Genomic DNA, 13,638 nt, shown 5'->3' on the forward strand with positions numbered 1-13,638 from the left:
GCAGCCGCTGCGATCCGGCCGGATGACAGCAACGAGGGTCACGACCGCCCGTCACAGGCCCTAGCCTGACGGCCATGACTCTTGATCTCATCCTGCTACCCGAGCCCGTCGGACAGCCCTCGCTGAAGGCGTCGGACGGCGAACGGAAGGGTGCGGGTGAGCCGTCCGACTCGCAGGCATGGGACGCCATCGTTTCCGGCGTACGGGACGTCGTCGGCGAGGTGGTTCTGGGCGAGGACGGCCCGAGCCGCACGCTGACGCACCAGCCCAGCGGCATTACGGTGCGCTACCGGTCCGGTGAGACGGCCATCAATCTGCCGTTCTGGCCCAGTGGCAGTGACGTGGATGCTGAAGGGCTCGTCCGGACCATGTACCGGATCGGGCACGTGGTAGCGGACGCGACGGGCCTGGTCGCCCATGTTTCGCAACTGGGTGTGCCGCTGACCGAAGCTGAGTCCAGGATCGACGCCGCGGTCGATCTGCTGTTGGACGATCCCGTTTCGTCTCACCTCTGGCCGCGCGATGGGTTCCGGGTCTACTTCACCGGGTCCGTCACCCTTGCCGACGCCGTGCAGCGCCTGAAGTCGATGGTGGTGGCCGAGGAGAGCGACCGTTTCACCGTCCAATGGTCCGATGGTCCCCAGCTGGAGGTGACCTTCGACGCGGGGCCACGGATTGTCGCTGAGGCCGCTGAGGTCGCCGAGGACTATGGCATCCCCGAGATGGCCGCCTACGACCGCCGGTTCCAGGTCACGTTCGACGATCTCGACGAGGTGCTCCAGGAAGTCAACACCCTGATCGAGGTCAACCTACAGCTCCAAGATCTCACCGGCGGTTACGTGAAACGTTCCTGGAACGACGAGGTGTCGCCGCCGTACGACGACCCGGTGGACGGCAGCTAACGGACCTGTACCTCGCACTCCGGACAAGATGCCGACAACACCGCAGGTCAGCTGACCTGCCCTGGTCCGTGAGGAACATGCCGGTCACGCCCACCACGGTCAGGGCCACGGCGACCGTCACGCCGCCGCTGCCCTGAGTGACGCCGGCGGAGTCGGCGCGTCGGCGGTGCGGGGCGGCTCGATGCTCGACAACCGGACAGCTGTACTTTACAGGGACGATGATCGATGGACATGATCGTCAGGGAAGGTTGCTGTCACTTTCCTCGACGAAGGGTCGCCGTCATGCCGATCACGCCCGTCACCCTCACCCCGCGTGCCTGGCGCCGTGCCGCCACGATCACCGCCGCCGCCCTCGCAGCCGCCGTTCTCGCAGTCGTGAACGGACAGCCGGCCTCGGCCACCCCTCCCGGCATCCCCTCCCGGGCAACGGCGCAGTCGCAGCTCAACGCCCTGACAGTGGCAGCACAGGGCTCGATGGCCGGCTACTCGCGGGACCTGTTTCCCCACTGGATCACCATCACCGGCGCCTGCAACACCCGCGAGCAGGTCCTCAAGCGTGACGGCACGTCCGTCGTGGTCGACAGCTCCTGTGCCGCTACGTCCGGCCGCTGGTACAGCCCCTACGACGGTGCGACCTGGTACGCCGCCTCCGACGTCGACATCGACCACGTCGTGCCCCTGGCGGAGGCGTGGCGGTCAGGAGCCAACTCCTGGACGACGAGCCGCCGGCAGAGCTTCGCCAACGATCTGACCCGCCCGCAACTGATCGCGGTCACCGACAACGTCAACCAGGCCAAGGGCGATCAGGACCCCTCGACGTGGCAGCCGCCGCTGACGTCGTACCGCTGCACCTACAGCAAGATGTGGATCACCGTGAAGTACAACTGGGGCCTGACGCTCCAATCATCCGAGAAGTCCGCCTTGCAGAGCATGCTCAACACCTGCGCCTCGTGATCGCAGGAGCCGTCGCTCGGGCCGGATGACAGCGGCGTACACAGTTCTCCGACCGGAGTGTCGGCGGGCGCGCCGCCGATCGACGTCTCGGTACGCTGGCCAGCGGGGGGACGGCGTGAGCAGAGCGGTCGAGGAGTCCAATCGGGCGATGCTGCGGGCCCGCGACGCGATGGACCGGGCGTACGCGCAGCCGCTGGACATCGCCGCGCTGGCCCGGATCGCCCACGTGTCCGAGGCGCACTTCATCCGTACCTTCCGGGCCACCTTCGGCGAGACCCCGCACCGCTACCTGCAACGCCGCCGGGTCGAGCGGGCCATGGCCCTGCTGCTGGAGACCGACCGCGACGTCACCGACATCTGCCTCGCCGTCGGCTTCAACAGCCTCGGCACGTTCAGCCGGACGTTCCACGGCATCGTCGGTGCGTCGCCCTCGGCCTTCCGGCGCCGCCGGGCCGCGCCGCCGGACGTGCCGAGCTGCTTCGCCAAGTCCTGGAGCAGACCGAGCAGTTTTGGATAAGCAGCAGGTCAGGCCGCTGCTCTAGCGTCGTCGGCATGACGATGACTTCGACTTCCCGCTCGCAGATCTACGTGCTCGACCAGGACGAGGCGCTCGACTTCTACGTCGGGAAGCTGGGCCTGGAGGTCAGCACCGACCAGGACCTCGGCTTCATGCGCTGGCTCACCGTGAACGTGCCGGGGGACCCGGGCCGGGAGATCCTGCTGGAGAAGCCGGGCCCGCCGGCCCTGGACCCGAAGACCGCCGAGCAGGTCCGGGAGCTGCTGACCAAGGGCGCCGCGGGCGGTTTCCTGTTCTTCACCACCGACGACGCGCACAAGACGTACGCGGATCTGGTCGCGAAGGGTGTGGAGGTGACCGACGAGCCGACCGACCGGCCGTACGGGATCGACTTCGGCATCCGCGACCCGTTCGGCAACCGGATCCGGATCGGTCAGATGCGCCAGGGGCAGTGAACGGCGCGGCGGCGGGCTAGTCTCGCGGTCCCCGACCGTGGAGGCGCCGATGCCCAGCCGCCTGCTCTACCTGGTCCGCCACGGCGAGCAGGACCGCCCGGACCAGGAGGCCGACACCGGCCTGTCCGAGCGCGGCCGGCGGCAGGCGACGCTGCTGGGGGAGCGGCTGCGCGGCACGCGCTTCGCCGCCGTACACCATGGGCCGGCCCGCCGGGCCGCGGAGACCGCCGCGCTGGTCGCGGCGTCGCTGCCGGGTGTTCCGGTACGCGAGGACGACCGCGCCGGCGACCACGTGCCGCACGACACCGACCCGGCCGGCCTGCCCGAGCGGTACGCGGAGTTCCTGGCCGGGTTCACCGAGCGGGAGCGGCGCGACGGGCCGCGTGTGACCGCGGAGGCGGTGGCGCGGTTCGCCGCCGCCCCCGCGGAGGGTGACGTACGCGAGTTGGTCGTCACCCACAACTTCCTGGTCGCCTGGCTGGTGCTGCACGCGCTGGAGGCGCCGCCGCACCGCTGGATCGGGCTCAACCACCAGAACTGCGGGCTCACGGTGATCCGGTACAGCTCGGGTGGCCCGCCGACGCTCGTCGCGCTGAACGACGTCGCCCACCTGCCACCCGAGCTGCGCGCCACCGGTCTGCCCGACGACTACCGGTTCTGATCCGGCGCTCAGGCGATCAGCTTCACCACTGCGTCGGCGACGGCGCGGGCGGACTGCGGGTTCTGGCCGGTCACCAGGCGCTCGTCGACCACCACGTGCTCGGTGAAGTCAGGCGCCGGCACGTGCTGCGCGCCCGCCTCGGTGAGCTTGTCGGCGAGCAGGAACGGCACCTCGTCGGTGAGGCCGACGGCTGCCTCCTCGCTGTTGGTGAAGCCGGCGACCCGCTTGCCGGCGACGAGCCGGGAGCCGTCGGTGAGCGTGAGGTTCACCAGCGCCGACGGGCCGTGGCAGACGGCGGCCACCACACCGCCGCGCTCGTAGACCGAGCGGGCGATCCGGGCCAGGTCGGGGTCGTCGGGGAAGTCCCACATGGTGCCGTGACCGCCGGCGAAGAGGATCACGTCGTACCCGGCCGGGTCGACGTCGGCGGCCTTCGGGGTGTCGGTGACGCCGGCGGTGGCGAGGAAGTCGTTCTGGGTGGTGTCGTTCTCGTCCCGCCCGTCGACGGGCGGCTCCCCGCCGGCCACGGAGACCAGGTCGACGTCGTACCCGGCGGCCCGGAACACCTCCCACGGCTCGGCGGCCTCGCCGACGTAGTAGCCGGTCGAGCGGCCGGTGCGGCCCAGCTCGGAGTGACTGGTCAGGGCGATGAGTGCGCGAGTCATGCCTTCCATGCTGGCCCCGCCGCCGGCCGGCCGGCCATAGGCCGATGTCACAGCCGGAACGGGTTTGAAGTCGGCGCCGGTCAGCCGGTGGCGCCGTTGAGCAGGTCCACCACCTGCGCGGTGACGGCGGGCGGCGTGGCCTGCGGCGGGCAGTCCACGTAGCTGACCTGGTTGGGCCCGACGGTGAGCCGGTAGCTGAACGCGTCGGCGCACATGGTCGCCGGCGCGGTGACGGCGGCTTCGGCGGCCAGCCGGGGGTCGGCCGCGAGTTGCCGCAGCCGGGTGAGCTTCTCCGCGGCGAGCTGCCCCTCTCGGGAGGCGCCGGCGCGGTCGGTGCGGGTCCAGTGGCCGTCCGGCCCGACCCGGACGGTGTCGGTCAGCCCGGCGATGCCGCCCGACTTCACGAGCACGACCTCGGTGGCCAGCGGCGAGGGCCCGTCCGTGACGACGGGTGGCGCGTCGGTGCGGGCGCAGCCGGCGAGCGGGACGAGAAGGGCGGCGACGGCCGCCACGGCGGGGGCAGCTCTCATACCGGTTCGGACGCGCGACGGGACCACCCGGTTCCGGTCCACCGGTCCTCCTCATCCGTTCGGTCAGTGTCTCCGGCGGGTTCCCGCCAGCCTCTTTCACGTTCGTCGATGTATCGCTATATCTACATCAGTGACTACCCCCGTCACAACATTCGCCTTCCAGGAGGGCCCGTGAAAAGATCCGTCGCCGCCGTCAGCGCAGCGCTGCTCACCAGCAGCGTGCTGGCCTGCGTCACCACCTCGGCGCAAGCGGCAGCGCCAACCGCCCCCAGCCCCGAGACCTCGGCCGCGGCCAAGGCCGCGAGCCTGCTGCGCGCCAACCCCGGCGTCGTCAAGGGCGCCGGCGGTGAGGCCTATCAGGCCGTCCGCACCAAGGTCGACCCCTCCGGGGCGGCGCACACCCGGTACAGCCGGACCTATCAGGGTCTCCGGGTGTACGGCGGTGACTTCGTCATCCACACCGCCCCCAACGGCACCATGACCAGCGCGTCGGTCAGCCTCGACGCCCCGCTGACCCTGAGCACCACCGCGAAGGTCGGCGCGGACGCGGCCAAGGCCAGCGCCCGCAAGACGTTCTCCGGCTCGCTCACCTCGGTCGGCACGCCGGAGTTGTTCGTCGACGCCAGCAGCGGCAAGGGCCGCCTCGCCTGGGAGACCGTCGCGACGGGCTGGAAGGCGGACAAGCAGACCCCGTCGAAGCTGCACGTCGTCACCGACGCCACCACCGGCAAGGTGATCGGCTCGTACGACGAGATCGAGACGGTGGCCGGCACCGGCCAGGGCATCTACACCGGCTCGGTCACCATCGACACCACGCTCTCCGGCAGCACGTACCAGATGATCGACCCGGTACGCGGCAACGGCCGCACCTGCGACATGAACAACGGGACCTCCACCTGCACCACGTTCACCGACGCGGACAACGCGTGGGGCAACGGCGCCACCTCGAACCGGCAGTCGGCCGCCGTGGACGCCCACTTCGGCGCCGCCAAGACGTTCGACTACTTCAAGAACGTGCACGGCCGCAACGGCATCTTCGGCAACGGCCAGGGCGTGCCGAGCCGGGTGCACTACGGCAACAACTACGTCAACGCCTTCTGGGACGGGGCCCAGATGACCTACGGCGACGGCTCGGGCAACTCCCGCCCGCTGGTCTCGCTGGACGTCGCCGGCCACGAGATGAGCCACGGCGTCACCGAGGCGCTGGCCGGGCTGGTCTACTCCGGTGAGTCCGGTGGCCTGAACGAGTCCACCAGCGACATCTTCGGCAACATGGTGGAGTTCTACGCCGCCGCGCCGAGCGACCCGGGCGACTACCAGGTCGGCGAGAAGATCAACATCAACGGCAACGGTACGCCGCTGCGCTACATGTACAACCCGTCGCTGGACGGCTCGTCCGACTCCTGCTGGTCCACCAGCACGAAGAACAAGGACGTGCACTACTCCTCCGGCGTCGGCAACCACTTCTTCTTCAACCTCGCCGAGGGCACCGGCGCCACCGCGTACGGCACCTCGCCGGTCTGCGGCTCGGCCCCGGCGGTCACCGGCATCGGCCGCACCAAGGCGGAGAAGATCTGGTACCGGGCGCTCGACGTGTACTTCACCTCGAACACCTCGTACGTCAACACCAGCAACCCGGCCAACACCGCCCGCGCGTACACCCTGCGGGCCGCCACCGACCTGTACGGCAACTGCTCCACCGAGTACAAGACCGTCCAGGCCGCCTGGACCGCGGTGAACGTCGCCGGTAACGACGCGCCGTGCAGCTCCACCGGCAACGACTTCTCCGTCTCGCTCTCGCCGACCGCCGGGTCGGTCACCGCGGGCGGTTCGGTCACCGCCACCGTCGCCACGGCCACCACCAACGGCAGCGCGCAGACCGTGACGTTCTCCGCGTCCGGCCTGCCGACCGGCGCCACCGCGTCGTTCAGCCCCTCCTCGGTGACCTCGGGCGGCTCGTCCACGCTCACCATCTCCACCAGCTCCAGCACGCCGACCGGCACCTACTCGGTGACCGTCACCGGCAGCGCGGCGTCCGGCACGAAGACCGCCACGTTCTCGCTGACGGTGAACGGCACCGGCGGCGGCTGCACCGGCGCGGGCCAGAAGCTCGGCAACCCGGGCTTCGAGTCCGGCAACACGGTCTGGACCTCCACCTCCGGCGTGATCGGCCAGTACGGCTCGCAGGGCCAGCCGACCCGCACCGGTACGTGGAACGCCTGGCTCAACGGCTACGGCACCACCCGCACCGACTCGCTGTCGCAGTCGGTGAGCCTGCCGAGCGGCTGCTCCACGTACACCTTCTCGTTCTGGCTGCACATCGACTCGGCCGAGACCACCAGCAGCGTCCAGTACGACAAGCTGAACGTGCAGGTGCTCAACTCCTCCGGTTCGGTGCTGGCCACGCTGGCGACCTACTCGAACCTGAACAAGGCCAGCGGCTACAGCCAGAAGTCGTTCTCCCTGGCGTCGTACGCCGGGCAGACCGTCACGCTGAAGTTCACCGGCACCGAGGACGTCTCCCTGCAGACGTCGTTCGTGCTCGACGACACCGCTGTCAACGTCTCCTGACCTGACCTGACCTGACCTGACCGCCCGACCCCGGGGCCCGGCGGCCACCCCACGCGGGTGGCCGCCGATTATCGGCTGGCTCGCCGGAGGCCCGTTCGTACATTGCACATGTAAAGGGGCCAGGGCCTTCTCCTATAAAATGTAGTGAGACTATCTATGAAGCCCCACCAGCGCCACTATTGGACTTGGCGGTTTAATGCTAGCCTCGGGCGATGCTCTCGCAGATGATAGGAAAGACAGTGATCGCATAGGGGAGCGTATCTTCTCCAGAAAATCTAGGCAATGACTTAAGCTCTGTAGCAGCCGGAGAGTATGGTAGGAGAGCGCTCCCGGATTGCTAGCAGAGCAGTGTCTCGCGCGTGACGTAAATCGCCCCTGCGCAGACGTGCAGAGTACGAGGTTGGTGCCCTTGACGAAGCTCAGCTCGATGCCAGCGGACACGCAGCTGTAGAGCATCTCCAACCCGGAACGGTGCCCTCGCGCAGCTCCCGGCGCGTCCAGTTCGGCCAGCTCGACCCGGCCCGGGCCGCCGACCACCCCCACCCGGTCACGCATCGACGCCCACCCCCGCGTCCACGACCGGCGCGGTCAGCCGCGACGCCGGGCCGGTGGGCAGCGCCACCGGCCGGCCGGTACGCGCCGACTCGGCCACCGCGAGCGCCAGCCGGTGGGTGCGCAGCGCCTCGGCGTACGGCACCCGGAACGTCGTCGCCGAGACCACGAACGGCGTCGACGAAGGGCCCCGCCCGTTACGGTCGCACCATGTCCGACGCGGAACTCACGGTCAGGGTGGACGGCCCGGTGGCAACCGTGGTCATCCACAACCCGGCCCGGCGCAACGCCATGACCCCGGCCATGTGGCGGCAGCTCCCGGTGCTGCTCGACGGCCTGGAGGCCGACCCGGCGGTACGGGTGCTGGTGCTCACCGGCGCGGCCGGCACGTTCTGCGCCGGGGCCGACCTCGGCGACCTGGACGAGCTGCTGGCCGCCGGAGACGGCAGCATCGCGGTGGCCGCCGAGGAACGGCTCACCGCGTTCGGCCGTCCCACTGTGGCCGCGATCGAGGGCGCCTGCGTGGGCGGCGGCTGCCAGCTCGCCGTCGCCTGCGATCTGCGGCTGGCCTCGGCGGAGGCCCGGTTCGGCGTACCCCCGGCCCGGCTCGGCCTGGTCTACCCGGCGCCGACCACCCGCCGGCTGGCCGCGCTCGTCGGTCCGTCCGCCGCCAAGCACCTGCTGTTCAGCAGCGAGCTGGTCGACGCCGAGCGGGCGCTGCGGATCGGCCTGGTGGACGAGGTGCTGCCGGCCGGGGAGCTGGCCGGGCGGGTGACAACGCTGACCGCCACCATCGCCGAGCGTTCCCGGCTCACGGTGGCCGCCGCGAAGGAGATCGTCGACGGACGCGCCGACGCCGACCGGCTGGCCTGGTGGCACGGCCAGGTGCGGGACAGCGGCGAGGCCCGCGAGGGGGTGGCGGCCATGAACGAGCGCCGCCCGCCGCGCTTCGGCTGGACCCCGCCGACCGCCCACTGACCGCCGTTTGCCCGGCACCCCTCGGCGGGTACGTCCCGACCGGCGATCCAGCGGTCACCGCGCCGACCGGCTCCGGCTGACCTGGGCCAGCAGTTCGTCCACCGACCACTGGTCGGAGGCGTGTTCGCCGTACTTCTCGGCGAGCACCCGCCCGTCCGGCGCGATCAGGAAGTCGGCCGGCAGCCCGAACCGGCCGCCGTGCGGCGTAAGGGACGGCGACCGCTCCCGTCCGCGCAGGATGTGCCAGGTGCTGATCGCCACGCCGCGCAGGATCGGCAGCCAGGCGCGCGGGTCGAGCAGCGACCGCCGCGCCGACTCCACCCCGAACTCCCGGTAGAGCCGCCGGTCCGGATCGGCCACCACGGCGAACGGCAGGTCGGCGACGTGCTCGCGCAACTCGTCAGCGGGGGAGTGGAAGAGCACCACCTCGCGTACGCCCGCCGCCTCGATCTCGGCGTGCCGGCGGACGATCGAGCGCAGGTGGAGGTTGCAGACCGGGCAGCCGGCGAAGCGACGGAACTGGAGGTGGATGAGGCGGTCCGGGTCCGGCAGGGCGACCTGGGCACCGGTCACGCTGGTGAGATGGCGAGGGGTGACGACGTCCATGCGCGCTCCCGTTGTAGGCGTACGACGTACTCCTACAACCGTAGGCGTATCTTGTACGCTGTCAAGGCCATGCCTCGTCCCCGTTCCCTGACCCCGGCCCAGCTCGCCGACGCGGCGCTCGCGGTGCTCGACCGGGACGGCCTCGCCAGCCTCACCATGCGCGCGGTCGGCGCGCAGCTCGGCACCAGCACGATGGGCCTCTACCGCTACGTCGCCGACCGCGACGAGTTGGAAGCGCTCGTCGTCGAGCGGGTCCTCGAACCGGTCGACACCCGCCCGCCGCCCGACGTCCCGTGGGCGGACGGCATCCGGGACCTGGCCGAGCGGGTACGCCGCGCGGTCGGTCTCCACCCGGCAGTGGTGCCGTTGCTCCCCGCGTACCGGCACCGCTCGCCGACGATCCTGCGCTGGGGCGAGGCGGTGCTCGCGGTGCTGACCGGGGCCGGCTTCACCGGCACCGGACGGGTGATCGCGTTCCGCGCCCTGCTCGGCTACGTGGTCGGCGCGATCCAGATGGAACACCTCGGCGCGCTGGCCGGGCCCGGCACGGCTGTCATCGCGGCGCTGCCCCGCGACGAGTTCCCCCTGCTCGCCGCGACCGCGCGCGACGCCGGCGTGGTCGTACCGGAGGACGAGTTCGGCGGCGGGCTGGACCTCCTGCTCGACGGGCTGGCCCGGCGTCTCGACAGGTAGGCGCACTGGTGGGACCGGCGGGCGCGGCGCCGGGGCGTACCCCCGACACCGCCCCCTGTGCCCGCCGGCCGTCCGTCACCGCGCCAGCGCGGCCCAGCTCGGCGTCACCGGAGCCCGCCGCAGCGGCATGCCCGCCTCGGCCGGGGTCCGGTCACCCTTGCGCTGGTTGCACGCGTAGCAGGCGGCGGTGGTGTTCCCCCAGGTGTTCCGGCCACCGCGCGAGCGGGGCAGGACGTGGTCGATCGTGCTGGCCGCGCCGTCGCAGTAGGCGCACCGCCGCCGGTCGCGCGCCAGCACCCCGGCCCGAGACCAGGCCGGGCCGGCGCTGAACCGCCAGCGGGTCACCACGTACCGGACGAGGCGGACCACCCGCGGCAGCGGGAAGACGCCGATCACCCGGTCCGGCTCGGCCTCGTGGATCTCGGCGACCCGGCGGCAGAGCATCCGGATCGCGTGCTTGACGGTGACCCGGTGCAGCGGGCCGAGGTCGGCGTTTATGACGAGGACGGCGTCCACCGGGCTCTCCCTTCACGATCGGCGGTACGGCGACGAAAAAACCGCCCGGTCCACGGGACCGGGCGGCGACGACGGGGACGCGCGACGCGCGTCAGTCGTGCCCTCCGGGCCAGGGACCGTGTTCCCGGCAGCCGTCGCCGAGCAGCCACGACGTCATCGTGGTGGCGTATCGCAGCGACATCGACGGCTCCTGGAACGGTGGTTGACCTTGCTCGCTCACGGTAGATCGATTCGGGAATCGTGGCCAACGTATTTCGATCCGTCCTCGGTGGGTCGCCGCTGCCGTCCGGCCCGGCCGGCGCTTCGCGCGGCGGCGAGCGGCCGGTCGATCCGGGCGGTCATCTGCACCACCAGCTCGCTGTCCAGCAGCGGACGGTTCACCTCGGCGGCCACCGACAGCGTCGGCGTGGAGATCGACCGCCAGATCGCGGTGAGCCCGGCGCCGAGGCCGACGAGCGCCACCGCCGCCCGGGTGGTGGGGGAGCCGGCCGCCGCGGCGGCGCTGACACCCACCACCGCCAGCAGCACCACAAGCAGTGGTGCCAGCACCGGCCAGAAGATGCCCCGGGCCGCCTGCGCCACCAGCTTCCGGTCCCGGATGACGACGTTGCGGGCGATCACCGCCCAGTTCTCCTCGTCCAGCAGGTCGCGCGGATGCAGCCCACCGGTGAGCACGTCCTGCCACAGGTCGCCCTGGTTGCGCAGCTCCCGGGCCAGGTCGGCGAGTCCGGCCTCGCCCGGGTCGCCGACGGTGGCCCGGCCGACAGCCGTGGCCCAGGCGGCGAGCGAGCGGCGCACCACGGCGGCCGAGTACGGCGGCAGCACGCTCGCCAGCTCGTCCAGCCACCTGCCGATCTGGAGGTGCCGGCCACCGAACCGGCCCGGGAGCCGGTCGGCGTCGCCGCGCCGTACGGTGTCGGCGAGCGAGCGCCCGAGCCGGTACGCCACACCCACCCGGTGGTTCGTCGCCATCGTCCAGCGCAGCACGTCGATGTTGAGGTCGTCGAGCGCCCGCAGCAACGGGTCCCGGTCGGCGCCGGTGGCGCGGCGGGCGGCGGCGGTGGACGGCACGGTACGGCCCGCCGGGGTCAGCGGCGCGATCTGCGCCAGCGCCACGTCCACGCCGTCCAGGTACATGCCGAGCCGGTGCCACCCGGCCAGCTCGGTCAGGTTCGACAGCTTCGGCGGCGCGACCGTCGGCCGGTTCCCGCCGTCGGTCAGGTCGGCGGTCTGCGCGTGGTGGTAGGCGTCCGCCATCGACCAGCCGAGTCGCAGCGCGGTGACCACCGCGGTCCGTTCGTCCCGTGGTGTCCCGTGCTCCTCGTCGCGCCGCTCCCGCGTCGCGGTGCTCACCGCCCGACCTCCCGTGTCATCGGATCAGTCGAGCGTAGAGGCGTTTTCGTCCGCCTATGACCGTTTCGGGCCCACCCTGCCGGCCAGCAGGCCGCGCGGACGGATCGAGCGGACCGCCTCGGCCGACGCCCCCTCGGCACGCAGGATGTGGTTCGCCGCGATGATCCCGGTGGCCGCCGACCGTTCCATCAGCGCGCTCGGGAACTCCGTGCGGATGCCGTCCCCGGCCAGGTAGAGGCCCGCCGCGTCGGTCTCCACCCCCGGCCGCCCGGCGTGGCTACCCGGCGTGAACGCCGGTGCCTGCGCCTCGACCCGGGCGCGCAACTCGCGTACCCGCAGATCGGCCACCTCCGGCCAGAGCGCGGTCAGCTCCCGCAGCATCCGGGCGGCCAGCTCGTCGGCCGGCACGTCCGGCTCGCAGGCGTACGCGTGCAACTCCACCACCGAGCCGCCGGTCCGCTCCGCCCAGCGGCGGGGCTCGTCCTCCAGCCGGTGGTAGAGCGTCACCGAGTCCAGCGTGGGCTGCCGGGACACGCCACTGAACACCGCCCGGTCCGGGCGGACGTCCCCGTCCATCCAGTACCGCGCCACCGCGTACGGCGGTCCGGGTGTGCCGAACGCGGGCATCCGCGCCACCAGCTCGGGCGCCGCCGCGACCAGGCCGGGCGAGGCGGCGACCAGCGCGGCGAGCGCCGGCGGGTCCACCGCGAGCACCACGTGCGGCGCCTCCCAGACGTCGCCGTCCGCGCCGGTGACGCGCCAGCCCTCGGGGGTACGGTCCAGCCGGGCCGCCGGAGCGCCGGTCAGCACCCGGCCGCCGTGCTTCTCCACGTGCCGGGTCAGCGGCTCCCAGATCGCCGTCGCGTAGTCCCGGTCCGGGCAGTCGAACGCCAGCCCCTCCGGGTTGCCGAGCAGGTAGAAGTGGAACTGCGCGATCATCTCGGCGGCCGACATCTCGGCCTCGTGGTTGAAGAACGAGTGGGAGAAGACCTCGAAGAGCATGGCCCGCGCCCGGTCCGGCAGCCGCAGCGAGGTGAGCAACTCGTCGGCAGTGCGCTCGTCGAACTCCTCGTAGGTGCGCACCGGGTCGTAGGTGAGCAGCGGCAGCGCGGCGTCCCGATCCATCGTGCGCAGGTCCGCCAGGCGCAGGCTCGGGCTGCGCAGCAGCAGTGCCAGCAGGTTCGCCGGCGGCGCGGGCGGCAGCTTGCCGAACTCCTCCGTGGGCCACTGCTCGGACAGGATCGGGTAACCCGGGATCGGCTTGAGGAAGCCCAGCGCCGGGTCGACGCGGCGCAGGATCGACCGCCAGTTCCAGTACTGCCGGAAGAACGCGTGGAAGCCGTGCTCGTTGCGCTGGACGCCGTCGGGCAGCTCCTCCGGCCAGGCGCCGAGCCGGCCGCCGAGGTGCGGCGCGGCCTCCAGCACGGTCACCGCAACCCCGCGCTCGGCCAGCACCACCGCCGCCGACATGCCGGCGATGCCGCCGCCGACCACCAGCGCCGCGACCGGTCGCGGCACGCGGGGAGCGCCACCGCCGCCCGGGTCCACCACGTGCTCGCGTACGCCGATCAGGCGACCTACCACTTGCGACAGACTCACGGGGGCATCCTTCAGTCGGTGGTCCCCCCAGTCTGCCCGAGGTGAAAGGAAGGGGCCCTTTTTAACGCATACGGATGTGCGGGGGC

At 71.7% G+C, this 13,638-nt stretch carries 15 protein-coding genes; 8 read left to right on the forward strand and 7 right to left on the reverse strand.

Translation table 11 applies throughout. The annotated features are described in order from the left end of the window. Positions 1–74: 74 nt before the first annotated feature. The 5 genes from MCBG_RS31250 (at position 75) to MCBG_RS22015 (ending at position 3,489) form a co-directional block, all read left to right on the forward strand. A complete protein-coding gene (locus MCBG_RS31250; RefSeq protein WP_051611341.1) occupies positions 75–902 on the forward strand; it encodes a hypothetical protein in 828 nt (275 codons plus the stop codon). 282 nt (positions 903–1,184) lie between these two features. Beyond that, complete coding sequence (locus tag MCBG_RS22000) at positions 1,185–1,856, forward strand: HNH endonuclease family protein (protein WP_043327951.1); 672 nt, start codon at positions 1,185–1,187, stop codon at positions 1,854–1,856. 115 nt (positions 1,857–1,971) lie between these two features. Beyond that, a complete protein-coding gene (locus tag MCBG_RS22005) occupies positions 1,972–2,373 on the forward strand; it encodes a helix-turn-helix domain-containing protein (RefSeq protein WP_043327952.1) in 402 nt (133 codons plus the stop codon). 35 nt (positions 2,374–2,408) lie between these two features. Next, a complete protein-coding gene (locus MCBG_RS22010) occupies positions 2,409–2,828 on the forward strand; it encodes a VOC family protein (RefSeq protein ID WP_043327953.1) in 420 nt (139 codons plus the stop codon). A gap of 49 nt (positions 2,829–2,877) precedes the next feature. After that, a complete protein-coding gene (locus tag MCBG_RS22015) occupies positions 2,878–3,489 on the forward strand; it encodes a histidine phosphatase family protein (protein ID WP_043330878.1) in 612 nt (203 codons plus the stop codon). Positions 3,490–3,497: 8 nt separating this feature from the next. On the opposite strand, the gene MCBG_RS22020 is transcribed toward MCBG_RS22015, so the two are convergent. Together MCBG_RS22020 and MCBG_RS22025 are read right to left on the reverse strand one after the other, a co-directional pair. Continuing rightward, positions 3,498–4,154, reverse strand: a complete 657-nt coding sequence (locus MCBG_RS22020; RefSeq protein WP_223201292.1) for a type 1 glutamine amidotransferase domain-containing protein — start codon at positions 4,152–4,154, stop codon at positions 3,498–3,500. Between the two features lie 80 nt (positions 4,155–4,234). Continuing rightward, positions 4,235–4,684, reverse strand: coding sequence for a protealysin inhibitor emfourin (locus MCBG_RS22025; protein ID WP_140946391.1), 450 nt, complete (start codon positions 4,682–4,684; stop codon positions 4,235–4,237). A gap of 171 nt (positions 4,685–4,855) precedes the next feature. On the opposite strand from MCBG_RS22025, the gene MCBG_RS22030 reads away from it, so the two are divergent. Next, positions 4,856–7,255, forward strand: a complete 2,400-nt coding sequence (locus MCBG_RS22030; RefSeq protein ID WP_043327955.1) for a M4 family metallopeptidase — start codon at positions 4,856–4,858, stop codon at positions 7,253–7,255. A gap of 547 nt (positions 7,256–7,802) precedes the next feature. Here the strand turns inward: MCBG_RS22030 and MCBG_RS32620 are convergent. Continuing rightward, a complete protein-coding gene (locus tag MCBG_RS32620; protein ID WP_223201293.1) occupies positions 7,803–7,976 on the reverse strand; it encodes a hypothetical protein in 174 nt (57 codons plus the stop codon). 41 nt (positions 7,977–8,017) lie between these two features. Here MCBG_RS32620 and MCBG_RS22035 point away from each other — a divergent pair, with 41 nt between their 5' ends. Continuing rightward, positions 8,018–8,785 carry an enoyl-CoA hydratase/isomerase family protein gene (locus MCBG_RS22035; protein WP_043327956.1) on the forward strand — a complete coding sequence of 256 codons (768 nt, stop codon included), beginning with the start codon at positions 8,018–8,020 and terminating at the stop codon, positions 8,783–8,785. Between the two features lie 54 nt (positions 8,786–8,839). Here MCBG_RS22035 and MCBG_RS22040 read toward each other — a convergent pair whose 3' ends face one another. Further along, positions 8,840–9,391 (reverse strand): peroxiredoxin-like family protein, encoded by a 552-nt coding sequence (locus MCBG_RS22040; protein WP_043327957.1) that lies wholly within the window; start codon positions 9,389–9,391, stop codon positions 8,840–8,842. A 69-nt stretch (positions 9,392–9,460) separates the two neighbouring features. On the opposite strand from MCBG_RS22040, the gene MCBG_RS22045 reads away from it, so the two are divergent. Next, the gene (locus MCBG_RS22045; RefSeq protein WP_043327958.1) at positions 9,461–10,084 is read left to right on the forward strand and encodes a TetR/AcrR family transcriptional regulator; all 624 of its coding nucleotides are present in this window, start codon (positions 9,461–9,463) and stop codon (positions 10,082–10,084) included. Positions 10,085–10,159: 75 nt separating this feature from the next. On the opposite strand, the gene MCBG_RS22050 is transcribed toward MCBG_RS22045, so the two are convergent. The 3 genes from MCBG_RS22050 to MCBG_RS22060 form a co-directional block, all read right to left on the reverse strand. Further along, a complete protein-coding gene (locus MCBG_RS22050) occupies positions 10,160–10,600 on the reverse strand; it encodes an HNH endonuclease (RefSeq protein ID WP_043327959.1) in 441 nt (146 codons plus the stop codon). A 216-nt stretch (positions 10,601–10,816) separates the two neighbouring features. Further along, positions 10,817–11,953 carry a hypothetical protein gene (locus MCBG_RS22055; protein ID WP_043327960.1) on the reverse strand — a complete coding sequence of 379 codons (1,137 nt, stop codon included), beginning with the start codon at positions 11,951–11,953 and terminating at the stop codon, positions 10,817–10,819. A gap of 54 nt (positions 11,954–12,007) precedes the next feature. Continuing rightward, positions 12,008–13,552 carry an FAD-dependent oxidoreductase gene (locus MCBG_RS22060; protein ID WP_043327961.1) on the reverse strand — a complete coding sequence of 515 codons (1,545 nt, stop codon included), beginning with the start codon at positions 13,550–13,552 and terminating at the stop codon, positions 12,008–12,010. Between the last annotated feature and the right edge of the window lie 86 nt (positions 13,553–13,638).

Source organism: Micromonospora sp. M42 (assembly GCF_000568915.1).
Lineage (GTDB): Bacteria > Actinomycetota > Actinomycetes > Mycobacteriales > Micromonosporaceae > Micromonospora > Micromonospora chalcea.

What these genes read in the sequence shown, in the direction of transcription:
- MCBG_RS31250 (WP_051611341.1), top strand. Translation starts at nt 75, where the DNA reads ATGACTCTTGATCTCATCCTGCTACCCGAGCCCGTCGGACAGCCCTCG.
- MCBG_RS22000 (WP_043327951.1), top strand. Translation starts at nt 1,185, where the DNA reads ATGCCGATCACGCCCGTCACCCTCACCCCGCGTGCCTGGCGCCGTGCC.
- MCBG_RS22010 (WP_043327953.1), top strand. Translation starts at nt 2,409, where the DNA reads ATGACGATGACTTCGACTTCCCGCTCGCAGATCTACGTGCTCGACCAG.
- MCBG_RS22015 (WP_043330878.1), top strand. Translation starts at nt 2,878, where the DNA reads ATGCCCAGCCGCCTGCTCTACCTGGTCCGCCACGGCGAGCAGGACCGC.
- MCBG_RS22020 (WP_223201292.1), bottom strand. Translation starts at nt 4,154, where the DNA reads ATGACTCGCGCACTCATCGCCCTGACCAGTCACTCCGAGCTGGGCCGC.
- MCBG_RS22025 (WP_140946391.1), bottom strand. Translation starts at nt 4,684, where the DNA reads ATGAGAGCTGCCCCCGCCGTGGCGGCCGTCGCCGCCCTTCTCGTCCCG.
- MCBG_RS22035 (WP_043327956.1), top strand. Translation starts at nt 8,018, where the DNA reads ATGTCCGACGCGGAACTCACGGTCAGGGTGGACGGCCCGGTGGCAACC.
- MCBG_RS22040 (WP_043327957.1), bottom strand. Translation starts at nt 9,391, where the DNA reads ATGGACGTCGTCACCCCTCGCCATCTCACCAGCGTGACCGGTGCCCAG.
- MCBG_RS22045 (WP_043327958.1), top strand. Translation starts at nt 9,461, where the DNA reads ATGCCTCGTCCCCGTTCCCTGACCCCGGCCCAGCTCGCCGACGCGGCG.